The organism is Ideonella benzenivorans (genome assembly GCF_020387415.1).
Taxonomy (GTDB): Bacteria; Pseudomonadota; Gammaproteobacteria; order Burkholderiales; family Burkholderiaceae_C; genus Ideonella; species Ideonella benzenivorans.
Genome location: NZ_JAGWCB010000020.1, coordinates 1 through 21,680 on the forward strand (window position 1 = coordinate 1; position 21,680 = coordinate 21,680).

General features: G+C 63.0%; 22 protein-coding genes and 1 pseudogene. 7 read left to right on the forward strand and 16 right to left on the reverse strand.

What is annotated here, in order from left to right; all coding sequences use genetic code 11:
• Positions 1–79: 79 nt before the first annotated feature.
• Genes KGA65_RS18735 through KGA65_RS18760 form a run of 7 tightly spaced genes read right to left on the reverse strand, consistent with a single transcriptional unit; the run spans position 80 to position 3,782 of the window.
• Positions 80–439: a hypothetical protein gene (locus KGA65_RS18735; RefSeq protein ID WP_225864651.1), complete on the reverse strand. Its 360-nt coding sequence runs from the start codon at positions 437–439 to the stop codon at positions 80–82.
• Entirely contained in the window at positions 439–561 is a 123-nt protein-coding gene (locus KGA65_RS20980; RefSeq protein WP_255650637.1) for a hypothetical protein, read from the reverse strand. Before KGA65_RS20980 ends, KGA65_RS18735 begins: the two co-directional genes overlap by 1 nt.
• A 59-nt stretch (positions 562–620) precedes the next feature.
• Positions 621–1,031 carry a hypothetical protein gene (locus KGA65_RS18740; protein WP_225864652.1) on the reverse strand — a complete coding sequence of 137 codons (411 nt, stop codon included), beginning with the start codon at positions 1,029–1,031 and terminating at the stop codon, positions 621–623.
• Between the two features lie 19 nt (positions 1,032–1,050).
• The gene (locus KGA65_RS18745; RefSeq protein ID WP_225864653.1) at positions 1,051–1,530 is read right to left on the reverse strand and encodes a TIR domain-containing protein; all 480 of its coding nucleotides are present in this window, start codon (positions 1,528–1,530) and stop codon (positions 1,051–1,053) included.
• Complete coding sequence (gene thcA / locus KGA65_RS18750; RefSeq protein ID WP_225864654.1) at positions 1,505–2,134, reverse strand: Thoeris type III anti-phage system protein ThcA; 630 nt, start codon at positions 2,132–2,134, stop codon at positions 1,505–1,507. The genes KGA65_RS18745 and thcA overlap by 26 nt, the downstream gene beginning before the upstream one ends.
• A gap of 2 nt (positions 2,135–2,136) precedes the next feature.
• On the reverse strand, positions 2,137–3,273 hold the full coding sequence (gene thcB4, locus KGA65_RS18755) for a Thoeris type III anti-phage system protein ThcB4 (RefSeq protein WP_225864655.1): 1,137 nt from the start codon (positions 3,271–3,273) through the stop codon (positions 2,137–2,139).
• An 8-nt stretch (positions 3,274–3,281) separates the two neighbouring features.
• Positions 3,282–3,782, reverse strand: coding sequence for a toll/interleukin-1 receptor domain-containing protein (locus KGA65_RS18760; RefSeq protein ID WP_225864656.1), 501 nt, complete (start codon positions 3,780–3,782; stop codon positions 3,282–3,284).
• A gap of 134 nt (positions 3,783–3,916) precedes the next feature.
• On the opposite strand from KGA65_RS18760, the gene KGA65_RS18765 reads away from it, so the two are divergent.
• Positions 3,917–4,162 (forward strand): hypothetical protein, encoded by a 246-nt coding sequence (locus KGA65_RS18765; protein ID WP_225864657.1) that lies wholly within the window; start codon positions 3,917–3,919, stop codon positions 4,160–4,162.
• Between the two features lie 254 nt (positions 4,163–4,416).
• Here KGA65_RS18765 and KGA65_RS18770 read toward each other — a convergent pair whose 3' ends face one another.
• From KGA65_RS18770 to KGA65_RS21200, 5 genes are all read right to left on the reverse strand, one after another.
• Complete coding sequence (locus KGA65_RS18770; RefSeq protein WP_225864658.1) at positions 4,417–5,706, reverse strand: hypothetical protein; 1,290 nt, start codon at positions 5,704–5,706, stop codon at positions 4,417–4,419.
• An 11-nt stretch (positions 5,707–5,717) separates the two neighbouring features.
• The gene (locus KGA65_RS18775; protein ID WP_225864659.1) at positions 5,718–5,987 is read right to left on the reverse strand and encodes a hypothetical protein; all 270 of its coding nucleotides are present in this window, start codon (positions 5,985–5,987) and stop codon (positions 5,718–5,720) included.
• Between the two features lie 365 nt (positions 5,988–6,352).
• On the reverse strand, positions 6,353–7,129 hold the full coding sequence (istB, locus tag KGA65_RS18780) for an IS21-like element helper ATPase IstB (RefSeq protein WP_225864999.1): 777 nt from the start codon (positions 7,127–7,129) through the stop codon (positions 6,353–6,355).
• A 27-nt stretch (positions 7,130–7,156) separates the two neighbouring features.
• Positions 7,157–8,701: an IS21 family transposase gene (gene istA, locus KGA65_RS18785; RefSeq protein ID WP_225864660.1), complete on the reverse strand. Its 1,545-nt coding sequence runs from the start codon at positions 8,699–8,701 to the stop codon at positions 7,157–7,159.
• A 205-nt stretch (positions 8,702–8,906) separates the two neighbouring features.
• Positions 8,907–9,065 carry a transposase gene (locus tag KGA65_RS21200; protein WP_225864661.1) on the reverse strand — a complete coding sequence of 53 codons (159 nt, stop codon included), beginning with the start codon at positions 9,063–9,065 and terminating at the stop codon, positions 8,907–8,909.
• 74 nt (positions 9,066–9,139) lie between these two features.
• On the opposite strand from KGA65_RS21200, the pseudogene KGA65_RS18795 reads away from it, so the two are divergent.
• Positions 9,140–9,328: pseudogene (locus KGA65_RS18795) on the forward strand (DDE-type integrase/transposase/recombinase); the annotation flags it as partial.
• Between the two features lie 64 nt (positions 9,329–9,392).
• Here the strand turns inward: KGA65_RS18795 and KGA65_RS18800 are convergent.
• The 4 genes from KGA65_RS18800 to KGA65_RS18815 are packed head-to-tail and all read right to left on the reverse strand — an operon-like array spanning position 9,393 to position 15,115.
• Positions 9,393–11,249, reverse strand: a complete 1,857-nt coding sequence (locus tag KGA65_RS18800) for a TniQ family protein (protein WP_225864662.1) — start codon at positions 11,247–11,249, stop codon at positions 9,393–9,395.
• Positions 11,246–12,256: a TniB family NTP-binding protein gene (locus tag KGA65_RS18805; RefSeq protein ID WP_225864663.1), complete on the reverse strand. Its 1,011-nt coding sequence runs from the start codon at positions 12,254–12,256 to the stop codon at positions 11,246–11,248. Before KGA65_RS18805 ends, KGA65_RS18800 begins: the two co-directional genes overlap by 4 nt.
• Complete coding sequence (locus tag KGA65_RS18810) at positions 12,253–14,364, reverse strand: TnsB C-terminal domain-containing protein (protein WP_225864664.1); 2,112 nt, start codon at positions 14,362–14,364, stop codon at positions 12,253–12,255. Before KGA65_RS18810 ends, KGA65_RS18805 begins: the two co-directional genes overlap by 4 nt.
• Positions 14,312–15,115: a hypothetical protein gene (locus tag KGA65_RS18815; RefSeq protein WP_225864665.1), complete on the reverse strand. Its 804-nt coding sequence runs from the start codon at positions 15,113–15,115 to the stop codon at positions 14,312–14,314. The genes KGA65_RS18810 and KGA65_RS18815 overlap by 53 nt, the downstream gene beginning before the upstream one ends.
• Before the next feature lie 1,068 nt (positions 15,116–16,183).
• Between KGA65_RS18815 and KGA65_RS18820 the strand changes: the two genes are divergently transcribed.
• From KGA65_RS18820 to ahpF, 5 genes are all read left to right on the forward strand, one after another.
• Positions 16,184–16,762: an Lcl domain-containing protein gene (locus KGA65_RS18820; protein ID WP_225864666.1), complete on the forward strand. Its 579-nt coding sequence runs from the start codon at positions 16,184–16,186 to the stop codon at positions 16,760–16,762.
• A gap of 54 nt (positions 16,763–16,816) precedes the next feature.
• The gene (locus KGA65_RS18825) at positions 16,817–17,488 is read left to right on the forward strand and encodes a fused DSP-PTPase phosphatase/NAD kinase-like protein (protein ID WP_225864667.1); all 672 of its coding nucleotides are present in this window, start codon (positions 16,817–16,819) and stop codon (positions 17,486–17,488) included.
• Positions 17,489–17,498: 10 nt separating this feature from the next.
• Entirely contained in the window at positions 17,499–19,238 is a 1,740-nt protein-coding gene (gene msbA, locus KGA65_RS18830; protein ID WP_225864668.1) for a lipid A export permease/ATP-binding protein MsbA, read from the forward strand.
• A 109-nt stretch (positions 19,239–19,347) separates the two neighbouring features.
• Positions 19,348–19,911, forward strand: a complete 564-nt coding sequence (gene ahpC / locus KGA65_RS18835) for an alkyl hydroperoxide reductase subunit C (RefSeq protein ID WP_225864669.1) — start codon at positions 19,348–19,350, stop codon at positions 19,909–19,911.
• A gap of 184 nt (positions 19,912–20,095) precedes the next feature.
• A complete protein-coding gene (gene ahpF, locus KGA65_RS18840; protein WP_225864670.1) occupies positions 20,096–21,667 on the forward strand; it encodes an alkyl hydroperoxide reductase subunit F in 1,572 nt (523 codons plus the stop codon).
• Positions 21,668–21,680: the final 13 nt, after the last annotated feature.

Sequence of the window (21,680 nt, forward strand, 5' to 3'; positions counted from 1 at the left end):
GAACTGGCGCAGCCCCATTCAGGTCTTCGCAGAACTCATGCGCGGCTTGGCCCAAGCCCATCAGGCTACAGTCCACTGATCAAGCAACCCGGGTGGGGTGTTGCACTTCAGATTTGAGAACGCCCAGGGACTTCGATTGCCGCATCCGCTGACGGAGCAGAGCCGCTGTCTCTGCGTTGACCTTGGACCGATCAAGCTGTCGGTCGTGGCTCCAGTCCACGTAGACCGTGGCCCCCTGCTGCTCCAACAGTTGCTTCACACCGAGAACCAACTCAGCGTCAGCAATCGCGTGCGACAGAAAGATGTCAAACGCCTCCGAGTCGCGCGCACTGGCGCGCACGGATTCCAGAATTTGTCCCGCGGACCGCGCAGCGAACTGTCGCGTTGCGCCCTGGGCAGCCGCCCGTGCTTCCGCCTTTGTGAAATGACGCGTTGCCATCACATCCCCTGAAGTTCGTCGAGTGCCTGGATCACGGTGGGCTGCTGATTGGCCAGCGGCCGGCTGGCGTCATTCATCGCGTGATCGTAGTACTCAAAGATAAAGAAATCTTTGCGAACCATATTCCTTTCCTCAAGACTGGTTTTCGGTAAGTTCAGCGGGCCATCACGGTCCGCGTCGCTCAGTGCAAGAAGAACGACAGCAGAATCATCAGGAGGGCCAAAGTGACGTAGTACGGGAACAAGGTCCGGGAAAACAATGCCGAGATCCATTTATTTCTTGGGTCGGTCTTGTACGGCTCGGTGTTCATCGAGAAGTCGATTTCTTCCTCCTTGAGCTGCCGCACGTGCTCATACAACGAACGGAACCGCCTCTCCATCGAGAGGAAGTAGCCGTCCAAAAACCAGAAGATGAACAGCGGGAAGTAGGCCACGACGATGTAGGCCTGGTTTGTGTCCTTGGCCGCCAAGGCGAAGAGAGCAGCGATAAGCGTAATGCTCCAACCCTTGAGCAAGAACAGGTTTCCCGACATCCGGCTGATCGACGCCTGGATGAACTCAAGGTGCTTGTGCTTGTTGGAGATGTCGGACATGGCGCAGTGCTTGGCGGGTCTACCGGCGACGCGCGATGGCGTCATCGACCCATGCCGCCAGGTGGTCCTTGATGTGGTTGTAGGTGCCGTAGGCGGGCGGGTCATAGACCGGTGGCCGAACGATGTTGTTGCCGTCTCGGAAAGTGAACTGGTCGAACGGGTTGGTGCCCTTGGAACAGGTACCCTGACGGGGGCAGTTCAGGTTATGGATATGAATACCTAGCAGGCCGCGATTGTCCGTCCAGGCCTTGCGGATTTCATGCTGAATCCAGGGCCGCGCATGAGTCTCGGTGCCGATCAGCACGACCACACAGCGTTTGTATTTCATGTTGTCGTCGATCCAGTGCTCGACGGCCGCCGAGCCGCTGCGCTTGACCGTCTCCCAGTCGTTAGGGGACACGGGCTCGTCGCCGTCGATCATGCCCATCTGCCGGATCTGTTGCACCCGCATGACGTCGTTGTCGAAGTGAAAGCTATAGAACACCGGAACTCGTGCCATCGTCTCTTCCTTGGTCTGCGCGGGCTTCCCGCCTCTCGCTCGGCCGGATGCCAAGCCCACCGTACAAAAGCGCCACAAAATCCAGCGGCGCTAGGTCGTCTGGCGGTTCGTAGCTCAGGTCTGCGGCGAGCTGCACGGTCGCGCCACCGGTCTGGGCAATTGGGATGCAGGTGGCGTTAGGCCAGTACTGCGTGAACAGCTTGTGTTCGTCCAGGATGCCGTGCATGCCGCCGATGAACACCGCGGCCTCGAACTCGGTGGACGTGAACATGGCCTTGCGCATCTGCAGCAGGCTCGCTTCCTGATCGTCGCCGACGGCGTCGATCAGCCTGACGTTGGCGAAGTACTTGTTCTCTGCCGGCAGCACCTTCGTGAACAGCCTGGACTGGAATAGCTCGACGGCGATCGTGTACTCCACGCCCACCGCCTGGGCGGCCGACCACAGCAGCGGCGTGATGGCGGGGTGGCCGCCCCAGACAAGCCTTCTGCGGCCGAGCACTACCTGGGCGAGCGCATTGATGGCAGCCTGGATCTCCTGCGGCCGGCAGTCCAGGCTGTAGGGCTCGCGCGTCGGCACGCTCGCGGACAGGAAGATCGCACCCACGCCTACGTCTCGATCTCGGCCAACTGCCAGTCGACCTCCCGGCTTCGGAGCCACTTGACGGCGCCGACCCGGTTGGCGAGCCAGTCTAGATGGCGGCACCATTCCTTGCTGATGCCCAGGTGGTCATAGATCACGGCAGCCGCACGCGAGTCGCTCAGGTCGATGCAGTCGTGGACGTCGATCGAAGTGGGCACACCGACGACCGGGTAGGCGACGAGCGGTTTGCCGGAGGGCAACTTCAGGATGACTGAGCGCTTCGGGCCGACGCCCTCGACGCTGCCGCCCAGGTCCTTGATGGCAGTGCGCAGCGTGCCGACCATGTTCGAGTGCCGCAGCGCCACGCCGACGCCGCGCACGCGCTCCAGCTCCAGTGCAACCTCCGCGAGCATCTCGGGCTTCAGGCGCGTCCCGTTGAAGTCGGCATCGGCCAGCTTCTTGGAAGTGGCCAGGTGGGACTCGCGCTCGGGAGAGTGCCCGGGCCATACTAGCTGCAGCATGGAGATGTGCTTGGAGATGGCACGTCCCCACTCGACCGTCGTCCAACGGCTCTTGAAGTAGCCCGGCGTATCGAGCATGACCAGCACGTCGGAATCGCACAGCCGGTGCCAGAGGGCCGCCTGGAAGTCGGCGGCAACGGCGACCGAATGCGTGTCCAGGAAGACATCGAAGTGACGCGCCGACAGCGCCTCGAAGAGCTGCAGGGCGACGTCGGCGGATTCCTCGCGGCGGTAGCTGACGAACACGCGCCGCTGGGCCGGCAGCAAGCCCAGACACTGCAGCGCCGCCGTAACGACGCGGCGCAGGTGTGTGTCGGCCGCGTCGTGGAACATAGCATTGATGCTACGCAGCTCGGCAGGCAGCTCGGCACTGACGCGCGCGGCCGCGCTTACCATGGGCACCACCGGCACGCCGAGCTTGGTCAACCTGGCGGCCTCCGGGTACACGGCGCCCTCGGCACCGAAAAAGACGGCGACGGTGGCCGTGGTGTCGCTGAAGTCGTCCGTGATCCCGCGGTCGACCGTGTAGTCGCGGCCGCGCTGCAGCCCGAACAAGGCCAGGCACTCGTCGAAGGTGGCCACGAACGCCGCAGTCTGGTCCGTGCTCGGCGCCCCCAGCAACAGGCATTGGTATAGGGCCATGCTGCCTCCTAGAAGCGGATGTTGCGAACGGCCGTGCCCAGGCTTGAGCCCGCTTCGTGCAGGTACAGCTGGTTGAGCGAGTTGGAGTCCAGCCGGCGGTAAAGCTGCAAGTATTCGTTGCCGTAGGTGCCGCGGCCGTCAGCCGTCGGCACGATGGCGATCTGGTGCAGATTCTTCTTGCCATCGGCGTAGCCCAACTCCCAGGAACACCAGCGCGACGCCTTGGAATTCGCAGTAGCCAGAAACAGGAACCAATCACTGTCTACGATGCGTCGCTGGATGCGCTGGGCGGTCTCGCGGTCGGGCGTCTCCGGCATCGTGCTGTCCTTCCAGTCGATGTACAGGTCCACCCCTTGCTCGGCCAGCCAGACCTGCAGGCCCTCGGCGAGTTCCTTGTCGACATGGCTGTGGCAGAGAAACGCCATGCGCTGACGACCACTATAGACCTGCGATTTGCGCAGCGGCTGCCGCTGGGCGGCGCGCTGAAGTTCAGATTGAGCAAGTGCCATGTGATCTCTTGTCTTATCCCTGTGCAATCACGGTAACTAAATGTTTATAGCCCGTCAATTCGGGGCGCGCGGGAGGTTGGCCCCTGCGCCGCGATGGGCAGAATACCTTGAGCAAAACACGACAGGGAGCCGTCATGGGTGAGTGGGTTCTAATCCTCGCGCTGAACATCGCCAGCAGCACGCCAGGCGAAATCCGCGACGTCTCGCTCTCGACGATGGGCGGCTTCGGGTCCAAGGCCAGTTGCGAGGCTGCCGCCCAGACCCTGACCAGTCGCGCGGTCGCAGTCGTCGGCCAAGCGCGCATGCAGGGCGGCATCCAAGGCAACAGCGCCAAGTCGACACCGGTGTTGAACTTCGAGTGTGTATTTATCAAGAAGTGATGGGGCGAATGCCTCGCTCCCGTCAACGTGTAAGTTGGCTGCGGTCGCGTGAAGTCCGACGGACACACTGCCTTCTACCGGAGCACGCAAATGCGGCCGCTGGCAAGCGCCCGCTCTTGGCTGAAACTTGACTTCGTAGCAATTCGCCTAACCGGCAGTAATCGCTGCAGAGCGGAACGCGCTGCTGCCAGCACGAGCTTGATCGATCACAAGAGGTGTAAGCCATGACAAACCTGGACGAATCCGGCCCGGGATCAGAAGTCCGTGGCTATGTCCGTATTGCCCCCAACGACGCGGATCTGCAGGTCTTGCGCATTAAGCTGGGTCAGCGGCCATGCGACGTTGCCCTGCGCATTTTGCAACGCGATCTTCCGAGTCCCAATCACCGTCTTCGACGAGTGAACGAGCCAAGCGCGTAATGCGCGGGCCTCTTGCGGGGATCGAAGCGCGAGGCGTTCGAAAGTACCGGATTTTTCTTCGGTTTCTATCCGAATGGCTGCGCAACTCGCCGGCACTCCCGCGGTCGTTACGCACTTGACCAAGCCATACCGAACGGCGGCGAGTTCATCTTCCTTGACTAGCGGGAAGGACACCTTGCCGAGGGGATATGGTTGAAAACTCACCCGATCGTCGCTTTCCGTGACCGTCTCGAAGCCTTCCACCGCAACGCGATTGAGCGCGATGCCGTCGACTGTCGCGACGATCTCCTTGGCACGCTCCGCATAGCTGTCGAGGCAACGCTCGACACTTGCCTTTTCAGCGGTCAGGTCGGCCCCATCCTTGGACAGGGACAGCTTGTGGACATAAGACGGTGTGCGCGTGCTGGTTTCGACTTGCAACGACACCACAGCGCTGAAGCTGCCGAACAGACCGATGAGCGGTCCTCCCTCGAGCAGCAGATCTGCTGCGCTGCCTCCTTCTGTGAGATTTCCGCCCAGCGTGATCTTGCGCATGGAGTAGGCAACCGTCTCCTGAAGCCCGCTCTCGTATTCGGCGCCCGCAGTGATGGACTCGGACGAGGCCTTGCCCAGGCTGGTCTTACCGCTCTGCGTGTACGTCGCCGAACCCAAGTTGTATGAGTCGTACTTCGTGTCGAAACGATCCCACGAAACGATCTTGGCGCTGGGCTGTTGCGGTTTCGTATCCGCGATGCGAAGGTGCAGGTCGACGCGATCGATGCGGTCGGCCTGATGCACCTGCTGACCACTTAGGTTGAACACGATGCGCTTCTTGAGCACCAGCGGATGCGGTGCCCCACAATCCGGTCCATCAGGCCCATGGTCTTTGGCGACGAGCGCGAGGATGTCGTCGGGCTTCGCATCCTTAGCACTTGCAGCAAACGCCTGAATTAGCGCCGCCTGCCCACGATCGGAAAGCCCCCTGATGAACGCCGGGGCGTCGTCAGCTTGGGGCGTGATAGCGAACGCACTGATGGTCGGCGCCCTAAATTCGGGCGACTTGTCCAATACCTTATAGTGCAAGAGCTGCGACTGACATCCGGTCAGAAACAGTGCCAATGTGCCGATCGTAGTCGACTTGATCATGACGCTCCTCCTCAAATCCGGTAACAGGCGAGTTGGATACGAGTGACACCGGCGATGCTGGCCGTCCAGGGTCCGCACGCGACCGCGGCGCCGTTTGCTTGCAGCGGGAACCACTTATCGACGTAGTTGTAGAGGGTGGCGCACTTCGTACACACCTCATCCTGATCGCAGTCCTGTGCAAATCCGTAGCAGACCAACCCTCCGCCTGGCGCGGGGTGGGGAGTGGGGAACTCCATGATCGCGAACTTCGGAGTGGTCACCGCAATCGGTTGAGTCGTCATCGTCATCTCCTCCCTGTCGTGCAATAGCCTAACTGCGCGATCCTTTGGCGGGGGGAGCCCTCAGGGCCAGCCTTCCTAAATCTTGAGGGTGTTACCTTGGACGTGATAGGTGAGCTTACGGGTCATCGTGACCAGGCCCCGGCGCAGTTCGACGCGGATGTCTGCTGATGCTGGTGCGGTCCCGGGTGCCACCGCGAGCGGCAGTGCGATGAACTCACCTGCCTTGGCTGGCGCCGCCTTGCCCTCACGGGCCAACTGCCGCCACCGGTGTGTCACGGATCGCCGTAATGGAGCCAGGGATGTTCGGCGTAATGGAGCCAGTTTCTGGCTGCTGAACAGGGCTCCCGAGGGGTTGAGGAACGGGGTTATTTTGCCGCTTTGGCGGGGGTGGGTTTGACGCTGCCGGGGGCGGTTCTGGGCGCGCGGTACGACGCGCCATCCAAGACCATGCAATAAGCGTTGTGGCGCAGGCGATCCAAGGTGGCGCTGGCCAGCAGTCGGTTGTTGGGGAAGGCCTGATCCCACTCCGGGAAGTCCAGGTTGCTCGTGACGATGGTGGCGGCCTGCTCATAGCGCTCAGCGATGAGGTCGTGCAGGTCCTCGTCTGCGGGCGAGCGCAGCGGTTTGAGGCCGAAGTCATCGATGATCAACAGCGGCACGCGCGCCAGCGTGGCGAGCTTGCGTTCGTAGCCGCCTGTGGCGCGCGCGGCGTTGAGACTCTGGGTGAGCGAAGCGCAGGTGGTGAAGATGACATCGACGCCCTGGCGCACGGCGCAGTGCCCCAGGGCCTGAGCCAGGTGCGACTTGCCGGTGCCGCAGGGCCCGACGATGAGCACGGGCGCCTTCTCTTGCAGATACCGTCCGGTGGCCAGGTCGTGCACGAGGCTGCGATTGAGGTTGGGCAGGCGCTCGAAGTCGAACTGGTCCAGCGTCTTGGTGGTGCGGAACTGGGCTCGGCGCAGGCGGGAGCTGAACTTCTTTTGCTCACGCCGTGCCACCTCGTCGCTGATGAGCAGGGCCAGGAAGTCGGTGTAGGCCAGCTTGCCCTGGATGGCTTCGCGGTTGCGGGCATCCAGGGAGTCGAGGATGCCCGACAGGCGCAGTTGCTTGAGTTGGGGACCCAGTTCGGGTGCGGGGTTCATGGTCGTCATGGCGATCTCCTTGGGTGGTCAATGCAGCGCGCTGGGCTGCGGGTTTGGGGTTGGAGCGGGGAAGAGTTCGGCAGCAGGCCGCGTGAAGCGGTTGGCACCGGCATAGGCTGGCGGGGTGTGGCTGTCGGCTTGAGCAGCCTGCACATCAGCCTTCGTGCTCAAGATGGTCTTGACGGTGCGGTAGTGCGGTGAGTCGTGCGCCAGGGCACGTGCGCAGGCGGCCTCCAGCCGCTTGGCGCCATAGGGCTTGAGCAGGCCCAGAACGCCCTGGGCAGCCCGCAGCCGCTCCAGGACGTTGTCTGCCAGCAGCCGCTCAATGAGCGCGCGGCATTGGGGCCCGACTTGCACGGCCTGATTGACACACCACTGGCGGTCCTTGGCGAAGAAGGCCTGGGCTTCGGGCGGCAGGTGCGCCTTGCAGGTGATCCGCTGGCCGGGGCGTTGCCCTCGCGGGTGCGTAGCCACATGTCGGTAGTCCTCGTACAGGGCCACGGCCGCGTCGGTGGCCCGCAGCCACAGCGTCTTGCCCACCAGCGCGAACGGGGCCGAGTACAAGATGCGCTCGAGTTGCACGTGGCAATCCTTGTGCACGCTCACCCGGTGCCAGGTGCCCAGGTCTGGCGCGATGGCCGGCAGTGGCTTCAAGAGCGGCTGCTCCAGGGCGAATAGCGCCAGCGGTGGCTGGCGCGTGGTGCCGTGGATGCGCTGGCCCGCCGTCTCCATGACCCACGCCTTGGCCTGGGCATTGAGGTCGGCCAGGTCACGGAACTCGCGTAGCGGCAGGAAGTTGCCCTTGACGTACTTGACGCCGGCTTCGACGATGCCCTTCTTCTGCGGGTCATGCGGCGGGCACGGGTCGATCTTGAAGCCGTAGCCCTCGGCACACTCGGCGTAAGCACGCTGCACGACCGGGTCCTGGGCGCAAGCCTTCGTGATCGCGCACTTGGCGTTGTCGATGACGATGCGCTCGGGCACCCCGGCGAACCACTCGAAGGCTCGGCGGTGGCAGCCCAGCCAGGTGGCCACCGTCTGGTCCCAGACGAACTCCAGGTACTGGTGGCGGCTGTGCGCCAGGGTCATCACGAAGGCCCAGGTGCGTCGGGGCTTGCCGTCCGGGTGCAGCAAGATGGGGCCGGCACCGAAGTCCACCTGGGCAACTTCGCCCGGGGCAAAGTCCAGCCGGCAGGTGACCTCTGGGGGCAAGCTGGCGCGGATGCCGGCGACCATGCGGCGCACGGCCGAGTAGCTGCCCGTCCAGCCATGCTGGCGCTGCAGCGCCTGGTGGATGGCTGTGCCGGGCACGTTCTGCTCGACCCAACTGGCCACCTTCGCGCGATGCTCTTCCAGGCTGGAGACGGTGGTGCTGGCACGCTTGGGTGGCTGCAGGGCGGCCGCCACAGCCTCATCGTCAGGCAGCGGCGCCTTAGCATCCATCCAGCCATGCGCCTGGGCCAGCGCACGCCAGTGGCCCGCCTTGCGCCGACCCATGATCTTGGCCTCGGCGATATCCCGGTCGGAGTCACCCTGACGCATGCGCAGCAGGGCCTGTCGGTAGTGATGCATCTCGAATCTCCTGCGGGCCATCCCCTGTCTCCAGGCAAAAGCCCACAGGGTAGAGATGGCCCGAATCGATTCGGGAGGCTGTTCAGTCAGCGCAGACTGGCTCCATTACGCCGATCCGCCCCTGGCTCCAATACGGCGATCTCGCACTGGCGCCATAACGCCGATCATCGGCTGGCTCCAATATGCCGATCACGAAGTGGCTCCATTACGCCGGTCGGTGACACCGGTGCACGACGTTGGCATTGATGCCGTGCGCCATCGCCACCTTGGCTACCGACGCGCCGGGCTGGTCGCACGCAGCCACCACCAGGGCCTTCATCGCCGCGCTGTACCGCCGTCGGGTCTCCGCCTTCTCGCTTGTCATCGTGTCCACCTAAGTTACGTGGACACGATCCTTGCCGCCGCTTCGGGCCGCTTCAAGATGACTTTGCCGGACGCATACTGCGCGGCAAGGTCGTGCGCACGACCATCAGCGATGCCAAGGCGCCGTGCCCGCTGGACAGGGTCAATCGGCAGTTCCGCGCTGAGCGGCCCAACCAGTTGTGGGTCAGCGACTTCACGTACGTTTCAACCTGGCAGGGCTGGCTGTATGTGGCCTTCGTGATCGACGTGTTTGCCCGGCGCATCCAGCGTGATCACGCCACTACGTTGCCGCAGTCAAGGCCGCTCAAACGCGCGATGGTGCGGTTACCTAGGAGCACCCAACGGGGTTCTTCCTGATGCGCTTCCGCGGCACATAGCCCTTGCTGCGACGCAGCTGTTGGAGGTCGCCCCGCCTCTCCGGCACGGGGTCCTCGAGAGCCGGTAACGCCTTGCGAGAACTGCTCTTGGCGGCGCCACGGCGCGTCTCTCGCAATCGTTGGACAACCACAGGCATGTCTACCCGCCGGATGAAAACATGATTGGTCGGGCGCAACTCATCCCGATACAGCCGCACCGCCACTTCGGTGGCCGCGATCGAAACCCACCGGGGCCCTGAATGCGCTGCAACCGCGACCTCTGCAATGCCTACGTAATCCTCGTTAAAGTGTTCGATCGCGTCGGCGTGAACGCGATATCCGGCGACGCACTTGTAGCTTCGAAGGATGCCCATCCGGCAAGCCGCGACAACCTTGGCCGCACTAATCCCGCCCAGCAATGCGGCAGCTTCGGCACAGCTCAAGGTTCCGCCAAATGTCGACCGCCGCAAGAACTGGCGATGCTCTTCAGCCTGTGTCGCGTCCACAACCAAGTCTAAAAGCGAGGGGCCGTGCCGCTCAAAGCAGGAGATCGTGCCGTCGACGATAGCTGCTGCCAAGATGCCCTTAGCATCACCTCGCAGCTTGCGCAGAAACAGCTTGCGGACGGGGACCATTTCCCGGTCAAGTGAGTCGCACAGGGGAATGCATGCCACTTTCTCCTCGAAGGCGGCCAGGTCAACAGTGCTGAACGCCGAGCTGAGAGCCGCTCGATGCTGATTTGAGAAGTGCCCCGTTCTTCTCAAATACTTCAGAACGCTAACCGGAATGCCGAGTCGTGCTGCAGCCACCCTGCTGGGAACGGATGCGGCGCGGAGCGATGTTGCGCTCCGGCGCCTCGACGTACGGGCTCGCGCTTCTGGCTTCGCGCGCTGGGCGATGATCAGCGCTTCCCTCGCCTTAAGGTGATCTCCCGGGGTGTACTGCGCGAGAACGGACAGCATCGCTGCGACGTCGTTCGGGTCTGTAACCCTCTGATTAATGAGAGCTCGGTATGACGCCGGGGCCAACCGCTTGAGCAGAAGCCCTCCGGTGACACCTTCAAGGCGCTCGCCATTGGAGAGAATGTCAAGCGCACGATAAAGGTTCTTTGGCCAGTCTCTGAGCATGCGCGCGGCGCGCTGGCAAATGCTTAGCTCGGCGTCCGGAAAGACTCTGGCATGCAAGGACGCGAGGCCACTGCAGAGGCCTGTCATGCGGTTCAGGGTCATTGCGGGCATGCCATTCAGAGGCAGGACGCCAACGGGCTCTTGACCACGCACGAGGCCAACCAAGCTCTGGTTGAGCTCAGCATGATCCTGCGACACCTCGTCGTCCTCGTTGTGCGCAAAGTCGGCCCCGCAGATGCACTTCAGTAAGGAAGGCCGCATCAGGCGAAGCTCGCGGAGGCATGTCGAACAATGGGTCAATAGGTAGCGCTTGTGAACCGGACATGCGTCGATGATCTTCAAATCCATCCACGCGGGCATGTAGCCGAGTTCGAGAATACAAGTGACGCAGACGCGGCCCATGCCGACTTGCAGGTCGGTTGCAGCTAGGTCCCTCGCCGCTTGAAGCGAGACTGTTCCGTCTTGCTCCGACATGTAGGGCCGCACAGTCTCGCCGTTAGCACCAAGCACTGCTCTAAGCTTGTCGCATTGAAGCTTCACGCCGTAGTATTCCAGTTTCTTCATCCCGGCAAGCAAGAACATCGTTGCAGGTCGGGAATAGCCATTGCTGGCAGAAAGCCTCAAGAAATATCCCCAAGTGCTCTCATCAGGTAGCTGTGGGGGCGTACGCGCCAGCAGATTATTTGCAGGCTCTTCGATCATTTCGAAAACACCTGCGCTGCGGTGGTTGGGGCTTTGGAGCCGAAGCTCTTCTCACGTACCTCGCCGACGTGGCACCCTACCGTCGTAGCCGCGCCGATAGCTGCCTCATTCGGGTTGGCGTTCCATCGTTCGTCGAAAGGTGTCACTTCGCCCTTCGATGCACTACGTCTGTCCATCACCCAGATCGCCTGTTTGTAGGCCCTATCGAAGTCCTGTAAGCGGATCTTCGCCCTGTCATCATCTATTGCATTCCAGACAATCTGACGTAACGTATTGGTGAGGTAACCGATGAGGCCGCCAGTCGCACAGTAGAAGCGAAAGCCCATTTCTTCGCTGCAGAGAGACGGGAAATCGAAGTGCTCGCGAAGCACGTCATCGAATCCCGCAAGGATTCCAAGCCACTCTGCCTGTTGCTCTTCGTTTGACCAGAAGAAGCGGGGCATAACAACAGGTGCTCCAAATCGCCCAGCAAGCTGTTCATTTTGATCAATGACGCTCTGCAGCGACTGAAGACCGCTGGCAACAAGCGCCACATGGCCCTCGGAAACAATGTTCTTCAACCAGTCGGCAACATGGTGTTGAACCTTGTTCGAAGTCTTATCGTAAAAGTGGTGAAACTCATCCAGAATGAGTGTCACCACGCCACACTGTTCCAAGAGTTTGATAAGCCGCGCCGTCTTCTGAGGCTCGGTTCCCTTCTCCCAGTCCGTAACTCGTAGCTTCCTTAGAAAGTTTTCTGCGAGAGATTTCACGGTGGGCTTGGACGGGACCGTGATCGCGAGAACAGGCGATAAGATCCCTTCTTGTGTGCGCTGCACAGGGTGGCGCCGGAGAATTCCCTCGATACAACGGCTCTTGCCAGTGCGCGACTCCCCGATGAGTGCCAAGCAAGCTGGCTCACGTCCTCCATATTTGACGTAATCAATTTTCTGCTCTGCTCGCCGCCCCGCCTCTTCGAAGGCACTATGCGAGATCAAAACGCACTCAACTAGGTTTCTCGGGATCATTGCATATCCTTCTCGGGCGCTTCGCGGTCGCCATCAACTGCAGGATTTCGATCTTCGATGCGCACCTCGAAGCGGTGAATTGGTCGAGTTTTAGCGCGAGGCTCTGGCGCCGGCGAAGGTGCTGGAGTGGGCGACGCTTTACCGGTCACCAGTGGCGCCAGCTGATCGCCCAGGCTTGGGGGCTGAGCCTCAGGCTGATGCTGAGGCAGATCGTTCGCTTCGTCGCCTTGTTTTCCTCCTTTCCAACGGGCCATCCGTTCTCGGGAGACACCCTTCGCCTTTCCAACCTTGAGATCCGCACGAACGAGCTTGCTAATGGCATGAAACGCGTCGAGGTACGCATCCGGATCGTCACCACTGCCATGCTCCCTGGCGTAGCGTCGGCAGATTTTGTGTTGCCATTCTGTCAACCCTTCTGCGTAGTCAGGACGCAGGCACGGCACGCGAATGGGCGTCTTGCGCTCGGGATGCAGCACAATGACACTGCCATAGTTCGACCTATTGAAGCGAATTTCGACTTCGATGCGGTCCCCGTATATTCGACGCAGTTCACCCATCTCCGGAGAGTTGTAGAGCAGGTTTGAGTATTCGATACCCTTGTGCGACAAGATGCGTTTGTCCGAGCCCGCCACGATTGCTTCGAAGCGAAGAGGGTCGGCGATCATCGGAATGTTGGTCGTCTTAGCGGAGTCCTTCCACATCTTCGCAGGCGAGCATCCGAGCGCGCGGTGCGGTTTCTGGTGGTAGACGTCGACGATCCACTTGTTAACGATTAACTCCAACTGAGATAACGTCACGATTGCGTGCTGAGTTGGGTCGTAGTCTTCCTTGTCGACGATTCCTTCGAACGTCTTGCCTGGCGCGAATGCAGATATTCCGCGGTTCAGCGTTCCCTGGACACGTTCAACCTTGCCTTTGAACCAAGGCGTCTTGCGAGGGGCAAAGACGGCTTCAATGTCGCACTCGAAGTAGATGCGCTCGAGTTCCTCTGATCGGAACTCAGCGCCGCCGTCAACCGTAATGCCACTGAATATCCCATACCCATCCCAGTCGTTGACGATTTCCGGGAAGCGCTCCCGCAGTCCCTGCTTGGGCATGAAGGCATGGCGAAGACACTGCGCGACCGTTGCACGACTGGGTGGCTCGAAGCTGATGGCAATGCCAAGGATGTAACGCGAGTAAACGTCAATCAGTACGGTTAGCCAAGGTCGACCTAACGGGACTCCGGTATCGTCGTCAATTGCAAACAGGTCAAGACGGGTGTGGTCCATCTCACCGTGTTCGAGGATGGCCTCCGCTATACGAACCTTGGTGGAATTGCGAAACTTCTTGAGTGCCGCGTCGCGCCCATGACGGGCTCGGTAGACGTCGAATACTGGCAGAAGCCCAATGAGGCGCTTCAAAAGGCGGTCGGTCGGCTTCCTCAGCGCCTCGCGCGGGCTCCGGGTCTTGTTCACCGCCCGGACACGTGCTTGGCAGATCCTCGTGACGTCAGCGATGGACGGGCGTTCGAGCGTGAGGTATTCGGATTCAATGGTGTCTTCGCAAATCCACAGCACCTCCTTCTCGAACCGAGGCGTGCGATTTCCACGAGCGCTTACACTCGCGATGAGTGACAGAGGATTACCCTCTGAGCGTTCAAACGCGCGCACCCACCTATAGACGCTTGTCCATCCGGGCGGACGGTCATGCCGAGGATCGAGCGCCTCCCAGATCTCTTGTATCCTCGGTTGGAGAACCGCCTGGGTTATTGGGAATCCCGCCACCCCACGCACAAACTTCAGTCGGTATTTCGCATCTGGATCGGAGCCTGCATCGACAGGGCGCTCCGGGAGAGGGGCTGGCCGTATTCTCCCGTCACGCAAGGAGACGATGGGTCCTGCCCTGAAAACGAAGTGTCCTGTCGCATACAGATTGACGATTTCATCCGTGTTCAGCTCAAGAGCTCTGTCGGTCTTCTCGTTGCGGAGAACCCAGATGCCGTCTTCGCACTGACGCTCAACGACGTGCTCCTCCTTTCGAATCAGGACTTTTACACCCGCCCTCAGGAATGCCTTACTCATCAGCGCATCCTGCGTCGCCGCATTGCCGCGCAAGCCGTTCTTCATCGCAGATAGAGACCGCTTGCTCGCTTCTAGATGCGATTCGTCGCAGCGTCACATCACGCTGAGACCACAACAAGTTGAAGTCGATCGAAAGCGTTCCCTCGAGGATGAGCCGACACGCACGTCCGGTGGTCAGCACGCCTGCCAGTCCTCCCACGACATCTGCCCATTGCACCGAGTCGCGGTCTTGCAGGTATTGGCGGAGCTGCTCCCGTTCCACAAGGTCGATGTCCGTTCGCCCGAATCGGAGCACAAACTCAACATTTCGAAGTCGTGGCTGTCGTGCCGCGTCTTCCGAGAGAACGATGTCGTAGTCGTAGCCAAATCGCGGCAGCTCTCTACGCATGAGCTCAGTACGGGCGGAGACCTCAGGGTCGCGAGACTCGACCTCAGTCTTCACTTCAACAAGCCGCTTGTTCGCAAGCCGCACGACCAGAAGGTCAGGAAAGTGGCGATGGATCTCCCCACCCAGCCGATAGACAACGACGCAAGCCTGTTCCGCGAGCGAAAACACGCTAGCGTCTGCATCAAAAATCTTGATGACGTTGCGCTCGCCTTCTGACTCCCAATGAATCATTCGGCGCATGCGAAAGCTGGGGTAAGCTCCGGAAGCCTTGGTCTTGGAACGCGTCTTAATCTCGCGAGCGCGAGTACCTTCAGGCGCAAACTGGACGCTCAATACTGCATCGGGACCATGCACGGGGTGACCGTAGCGCATTGACCTGACCGAGGTCTTTTTGGGACCTGCGCTCATGTCTGCACTGCATAGTACTGCCGCGGGGAGCAACGTCGCTGATTGAGCGCCGTGTGCTCGATGCACTCTACTTGGATGTGCGACCAATATCGCCGCGAAATATCGCAGCTGCTCGAGATAAATTTACGCACAAACGCTCCTCGACAAAGTCGATATTCGGAGTGCGTCGGGTAAGCATTCGATCGCGTATTTACGGAGAAGGCCGCGGGAATCCGTAGCTGCCCTTATTCGTACGCCAGCACTTCAAGCTAATTCACCATAGCCTATCGGCCGCTTACGGCAGGTTGCTACCCTTTCCGGCGTACTTTTGAAGTATAGTCCGTTGATCGAAAAGATATCAATAGTCGTCGCCATCCGGTATTTCCCTTGCATGTTCACTCCGCCGCCGCGCTCGTTGGCCACAGCGGCTTGATCGGCACGACGCCGCGGTGCACTCGAGCTCTATACCTCGGCCGTCGTCGCGGGCCTGCGCGGTCGGTGCGGCATCCACCGGCACGAATTCCCGTCGTACGACCGCCGGCTCCGAGCAGCGCGCCCGCTAGCGCTAGCCGTGCACGATGTTTGCATTGATGGCGTGCGCCTGGGTGCCTTGGCCACCGACACGCTAGGCGCCTCGCACTCATCCAGGGTCTGGGCCTTCAACTCACTGCTATAGCGCCTGCGCTTGAGTGCCGCGATGCCTGTCGCAGGACAGCCGCAGCGCGTCGAAACAACCATCTGATAACCGATCGCTGGCCACGGCTGGTTCAAGCTGTCTCGGATGGCTTCGCCAGAAAGCGCGATCCTTGGCTGGAAGGGGGCTTTCAATGCGCGTGGCACCCGATGAGTTCGGGCCATCGAACTATGCGCGGGCCTGAGACGAATCCATCTTCTGGGCTCGGCAAAAGGGGGGGCGGCGAGGCACGCCTAGCCTGACGAATTGTGACGCGTGAGGCCGCGCGTATACTTTCAGCTTATGCCGCAGTGTGCAGCGACACTTGCACGTTATGCCGGGCGAAGCTTTCGCAATATGGCCACCGTTCTGGAGGTCTGCCGGGCTAAGAGCTTTCACGTTTTGGTGCGACGCACATGAGCGGCCTCGCCGGCGCTCTGGCGGCGGGGCTGCTGATGGGCGCCGCCTCGGTGGGCGCAGCGCCCGCTTCGGCGCCGCCCGGGCCCAGCCTGGTGGTGTCGGCCGATGGCCGGACCCTCCAGGACACGGTCCGGCCGCTGGTCTGGTCACGCTGCCCACTGGGCATGCGCCCGCACCCGGCGCGCTGCGCCGGGGACGCCACGCTGCTGAACTTCGCGCAAGCCCAGGCCCAGGCGCGACAGCTGGCGGCGGCCGGGGCGCCGGCCTGGCGCCTGCCCACGGTGACCGAGCTGCGCCGGCTCACCAACCAGCTGCGCGGCTCCCGCGAGGGGCGTGAGCTGCTGGCCAGCCTGGCGCTGCCGACCGACCGGCCCTGCTGGTCCGGCTCACGGGTGATCCACACCGGCGCGGTGAACCCCTATGCCTACGACAGCGTCGAGCTGGGTGTCACCGGGCGCCACCGCGAGGGGTTGTTGGCCGGGCAGGTCTGGACCGTGAATTTGCTGACCTCCGAGGCCCAGGAGCGCAGCCGGGAGGCCACCCTGCCGGTGCTGCTGGTGGCACCGGCCCGCTAAAATCAGCCCTTTGCCGTCCGCGGGAGCGCACGGCGCGTCTGCTCCCCCCCTCTCATGCGCCACAACCTCAAGACCCGCCTGGGCCGGCTGATCGCCCGCCTCGACATGTACCTGGTGGACCACGGGGCGTTTCGGGCGCTCTACAACAACCTGCACCACTTGGGCGGCGGCATGTACCGCCTGAGCCAGCCCAGCCCGGCCCAGCTGCGCCGCTACCGGCGCACGCTGGGGGTACGCACGGTGATCAACCTGCGCGGCGTGAATCCGCAGCAGGGCGCCTATGCCCTGGAGGAAGACGCCTGCCGCCGTCTGGGGCTGACCCTGGTGAACCACTCGCTGGGATCCCGCCGCATGCCTTCCAAGGAGGAAGTGCTGGCGCTGCGCGACGCCTTCGAGACGATCGCGTACCCGGCCATGCTGCACTGCAAGTCGGGCGCTGACCGGGCGGGGTTGGCGGCGGCGCTGTACCGTCACTTCCACCTGGGCGAGCCGATCGAGCAGCTGACCGAACTGAACTGGCGCTACGGCCATTTCAAGTTCGGCAACACCGGGCGGCTCGACTATTTCTTCGACGCCTACCTGAAGGCCAACCGGGCCGCGCCGATCGCCTTCCTGGACTGGGTGCAGAACGTCTACGACCCGCAGGCCCTGCAGGCCGAGTACGACCACCAGAAGCATTCCCGCCTGGGGGCCTGGTTCGTCGACAAGGTGCTGCGCCGCGAATGAGGGGGCTGCGATGAACGATTCCGTCCAGGTCTACCGCCGTCTGCTGGGTTATGCCCGGCCCTACTGGCGCATCGCGGTGGTGGCGCTGCTGGCCATGGGGGCCGCGGCCGGCCTGGAGCCGCTGGTGCCCACCTTGCTGGAGGGCCTGGTGGACAAGGGCCTGATCGCGAAGGACCCGCAGGCCGGCTGGCGCCTGCCGCTGCTGCTGGCGCTGACCTTCGCCGCCAAGGGGCTGGTGGACTACATCGCCAACGTGGCCAGCCAGGCGGTGGCCCAGCATGCGATGTCGGACCTGCGCCAGCAGGTGTTCGCGCATCAGACCGGCCTGCCGCTGGCCGAGCACCAGGCCCGTTCGCACGGGCGCATGTTGAGCAGCGTGCTCAACGACATTCCGCTGCTCAGCCAGGCCCTGTCCTCGGCCTGGATCATCGTCATCCGCGACACGCTGATCATCATCGGCCTGACCATCAAGCTGTTCCTGCTGGCCTGGCACCTGACCCTGCTGATCCTGCTGGTGGCGCCGGTGGTGGCCCTGATGATCCGCGTGGCCAGCCGCAAGCTGCGCGTCTCCAACGAGACCATGCGCACCTTGGCGGGCCAACTGGCCGGCCAACTGGAGGCGGGGCTGAACGGCATCAAGGAGCTGAAGATCTTCGGCGCCCGCGACTACGAGGCCAGCCGCTTCAACCACCTCAGCGAGGACTTGCGCCGGGCCACGATGCGGGCGGTGCGGGTGCAGTCGGCCAACGTGCCGCTGGTGCAGGTGCTGGCGGCCCTGGCGGTCTCGGGCGTGATCTTCGTCGTGATGACCTTGTCGGCGCGCAATCTGCTCACCCCCGGTGAGTTCTTCGGCTTCGTCACCGCGATGTCGCTGCTGTTCGAGCCGATCCGCCGCCTGACCAACGTCAACGGCACCATCCAGAGCGGCCTGGCCTCCGCGCGTGGCCTGTTCGACCTGCTGGACCAGCCGCTGGAGCCCGAAGGCCAGGGCACGCCGCTGCCGGCCGGCACGCCGCTGCAGCCCATCGTGTTCGACCATGTCACCTTCTCCTACCCGGGGCAGGAGTCGCCGGCCCTGCGCGACTTCAGCCTGACGCTGCCGCCGGGGCAGACGGTGGCCCTGGTGGGCGCCTCCGGCAGTGGCAAGACCACGGTGGCCCAGCTGCTGGCGCGCTTCTACACGCCGCAACAGGGCGCCATCTGCTACGGTACGCACGACATCGCCGGTCTGGAATTGCGCAGCTGGCGCGAACAACTGGCCTGGGTGGGCCAGCAGGTGGTGCTGTTCGATGACAGCGTGGCCGCCAACATGGCCTATGGCCGGCCGGACCTGCCGCGCGAGAAAATCCAGGCCGCAGCCCAGGCCGCCCATGCCTGGGAGTTCATCGAGCGCCTGCCGCAACAGCTGGACGCGCCCTGCGGCCACAACGGCGTGAACCTCAGCGGTGGCCAGCGGCAGCGCATCGCGATCGCCCGGGCCTTTCTGAAGGACGCGCCGGTGCTGATCCTGGACGAGGCCACCTCGGCACTGGACAACGAGAGCGAGCGCCAGGTGCAGGAGGCGCTGGGCGCCTTGGCCCGGCACCGCACCACGCTGGTCATTGCCCACCGGCTGTCCACCATCGAGACGGCCGACTGGATCGTCGTGATGGACCAGGGCCAGGTGGCGGAGCAGGGCCGGCATGCCGAGCTGCTGGCGCAGGGTGGGCTGTACACCCGCTTGCACCAATCCCAGTCCCAGGGGCGATAGGATGAACCAATCAGTCGGATTCGATCAATCAATCCATGACATGATCATCGCGGCCTAACATTCATCCCGTACCGTTTTTCACCTCACCAACCACACAGAGGAGTGACGCATGTCCCTGATCAACACCGAAATCAAGCCGTTCAAGACCCAGGCCTACCAAGATGGCAAGTTCCTGGAAGTGACCGATGCCACGCTGAAGGGCCACTGGAGCGTGGTGGTGTTCTACCCCGCCGACTTCACCTTCGTCTGCCCGACCGAGCTGGAAGACCTGGCTGAGCACTACGCCGAATTCAAGAAGCTGGGCGTGGAGATCTACTCCGTGTCGACCGACACCCACTTCGCCCACAAGGCCTGGGCTGACACCTCGGAAGCCATCAAGAAGGTCAAGTACGTGATGGTCGGTGACCCGACCGGCGCCATCACCCGCAACTTCGACGTGATGATCGAAGAGGAAGGCCTGGCCCTGCGCGGCACCTTCCTGATCAACCCGGAAGGCCAGATCAAGCTGTGCGAAATCCATGACAACGGCATCGGCCGTGACGCCAGCGAGCTGCTGCGCAAGGTCAAGGCCGCCCAGTACGTGGCCACGCACCCGGGCGAAGTCTGCCCGGCCAAGTGGACCGAAGGCGCCGCCACGCTGAAGCCCTCGCTGGACCTGGTCGGCAAGATCTAAACCGGTTTTCCATGACCCAAGCCAAGGCGGGCACCCAGTCCGCCTTTAGCCTCCCCCCGCGGAGCGGCGCTCCCGCCTCTCCCGGGGTGCTCAGGCCCCGTTGAAATCGTCCCGGTGTGTGCCGCGGGTGGTTTCAACGGGGTCGGGATGACCTCGCCTGAACACACCGCAGAAAGGACACGCCATGTTGGACGCCTCCACCCAAGCCCAGCTCCAGGCTTATTTCGAGCGCATCAGCCAGCCCATCGCGCTGGTGGCCAGCCTCGACGACCGCCCGGCCTCGGCCGAGATGCGCGAGTTGCTGACCGAGATCGCCGCCCTTGCGCCGGCCAAGATCAGCGCCCGCTTCGACGGCCAGGACGCCCGCCGGCCCAGCTTCCAGATCACCCGCGCCGGTGCCGACATGGGCGTGCGCTTTGCCGCCATCCCGATGGGCCACGAGTTCACCTCGCTGGTGCTGGCCCTGCTGTGGGCCGGCGGTCACCCGCCCAAGGTCGAGGCCGACGTGATCGCGCAGATCCAGGCCCTCGAAGGCGATTTCGTCTTCGAGACCTACATGTCGCTGACCTGCCACAACTGCCCGGAGGTGGTGCAGGCGCTCAACCTGATGGCGGTGCTCAACCCGCGCATCCGCCATGTGGCGATCGACGGCGGTCTGTTCCAGAACGAGATCGACGAACGCCAGATCATGGGCGTGCCGGCCGTGTTCCTGAACGGCCAGCCCTTTGCCCAAGGCCGCATGGAGCTGCCCGAGATCCTGGCCAAGATCGACACCGGCGCCGCCGCCCGCGATGCCGCCAAGCTCTCCACCAAGGCACCGTTCGATGTGCTGGTGGTGGGCGCGGGCCCAGCCGGCGCGGCCGCGGCCATCTACGCGGCCCGCAAGGGCATCCGAACCGGCATCGTGGCCGAGCGCTTCGGCGGCCAGACGCTGGACACCCTGGGCATCGAGAACTTCATCTCCGTGCCCGAGACCGAGGGCCCGAAGTTCGCCGCCGCGCTGGAAGCCCATGTGCGTGTCTATGACGTGGACATCATGGCCAACCAGAAGGTCGACCAGCTGGTGCCGGCCGCCCAGCCGGGGGGCTATGCCACGGTCAAGCTGGGCAATGGCGCCGAGCTCAAGAGCCGCACCGTGATCGTGGCCACCGGTGCGCGCTGGCGCAATGTCAACGTGCCGGGCGAGCAGGAATACAAGACCAAGGGCGTGGCCTACTGCCCGCACTGCGACGGCCCGCTGTTCAAGGGCAAGCGCGTGGCGGTGATCGGCGGCGGCAACTCCGGCGTCGAGGCGGCCATCGACCTGGCCGGCGTGGTGGCCCATGTCACGCTGGTGGAGTTCGCCGACCAGCTCAAGGCCGACGCGGTGCTGGTGAACAAGCTCAAGAGCCTGCCCAATGTCGAGATCCACACCAACGCGCAGACCACCGAGATCACCGGCGACGGCCACAAGGTCAACGGCCTGAAGTACAAGGACCGCGTCTCCGGCGAGGAGCACACGGTGGCGCTCGAGGGCGTGTTCGTGCAGATCGGCCTGGTGCCCAACAGCGAGTTCCTCAAGGGCACGCTGGAGCTGTCCAAGTTCGGCGAGATCGTGGTGGATGCCAAGTGCCACACCAGCGTGCCGGGCGTGTACGGCGCGGGCGATGTGACGACCGTGCCCTACAAGCAGATCATCATCGCCACCGGCGAAGGGGCCAAGGCGGCGCTGTCGGCCTTCGACCACCTGATCCGCACCCCGGCGCCCCAGGCCTGATGACGGCCTGAGT

Bases quoted from the DNA above. Each gene is read 5' to 3' on its own strand.
- KGA65_RS18735 (WP_225864651.1), bottom strand. From the start codon at position 439: ATGGCAACGCGTCATTTCACAAAGGCGGAAGCACGGGCGGCTGCCCAG.
- KGA65_RS20980 (WP_255650637.1), bottom strand. From the start codon at position 561: ATGGTTCGCAAAGATTTCTTTATCTTTGAGTACTACGATCACGCGATG.
- KGA65_RS18740 (WP_225864652.1), bottom strand. From the start codon at position 1,031: ATGTCCGACATCTCCAACAAGCACAAGCACCTTGAGTTCATCCAGGCG.
- KGA65_RS18745 (WP_225864653.1), bottom strand. From the start codon at position 1,530: ATGGCACGAGTTCCGGTGTTCTATAGCTTTCACTTCGACAACGACGTC.
- thcB4 (WP_225864655.1), bottom strand. From the start codon at position 3,273: ATGGCCCTATACCAATGCCTGTTGCTGGGGGCGCCGAGCACGGACCAG.
- KGA65_RS18760 (WP_225864656.1), bottom strand. From the start codon at position 3,782: ATGGCACTTGCTCAATCTGAACTTCAGCGCGCCGCCCAGCGGCAGCCG.
- KGA65_RS18765 (WP_225864657.1), top strand. From the start codon at position 3,917: ATGGGTGAGTGGGTTCTAATCCTCGCGCTGAACATCGCCAGCAGCACG.
- KGA65_RS18770 (WP_225864658.1), bottom strand. From the start codon at position 5,706: ATGATCAAGTCGACTACGATCGGCACATTGGCACTGTTTCTGACCGGA.
- KGA65_RS18775 (WP_225864659.1), bottom strand. From the start codon at position 5,987: ATGACGACTCAACCGATTGCGGTGACCACTCCGAAGTTCGCGATCATG.
- istB (WP_225864999.1), bottom strand. From the start codon at position 7,129: ATGAACCCCGCACCCGAACTGGGTCCCCAACTCAAGCAACTGCGCCTG.
- istA (WP_225864660.1), bottom strand. From the start codon at position 8,701: ATGCATCACTACCGACAGGCCCTGCTGCGCATGCGTCAGGGTGACTCC.
- KGA65_RS21200 (WP_225864661.1), bottom strand. From the start codon at position 9,065: ATGACAAGCGAGAAGGCGGAGACCCGACGGCGGTACAGCGCGGCGATG.
- KGA65_RS18800 (WP_225864662.1), bottom strand. From the start codon at position 11,249: ATGATCGAAGAGCCTGCAAATAATCTGCTGGCGCGTACGCCCCCACAG.
- KGA65_RS18805 (WP_225864663.1), bottom strand. From the start codon at position 12,256: ATGATCCCGAGAAACCTAGTTGAGTGCGTTTTGATCTCGCATAGTGCC.
- KGA65_RS18810 (WP_225864664.1), bottom strand. From the start codon at position 14,364: ATGAAGAACGGCTTGCGCGGCAATGCGGCGACGCAGGATGCGCTGATG.
- KGA65_RS18815 (WP_225864665.1), bottom strand. From the start codon at position 15,115: ATGAGCGCAGGTCCCAAAAAGACCTCGGTCAGGTCAATGCGCTACGGT.
- KGA65_RS18820 (WP_225864666.1), top strand. From the start codon at position 16,184: ATGAGCGGCCTCGCCGGCGCTCTGGCGGCGGGGCTGCTGATGGGCGCC.
- KGA65_RS18825 (WP_225864667.1), top strand. From the start codon at position 16,817: ATGCGCCACAACCTCAAGACCCGCCTGGGCCGGCTGATCGCCCGCCTC.
- msbA (WP_225864668.1), top strand. From the start codon at position 17,499: ATGAACGATTCCGTCCAGGTCTACCGCCGTCTGCTGGGTTATGCCCGG.
- ahpC (WP_225864669.1), top strand. From the start codon at position 19,348: ATGTCCCTGATCAACACCGAAATCAAGCCGTTCAAGACCCAGGCCTAC.
- ahpF (WP_225864670.1), top strand. From the start codon at position 20,096: ATGTTGGACGCCTCCACCCAAGCCCAGCTCCAGGCTTATTTCGAGCGC.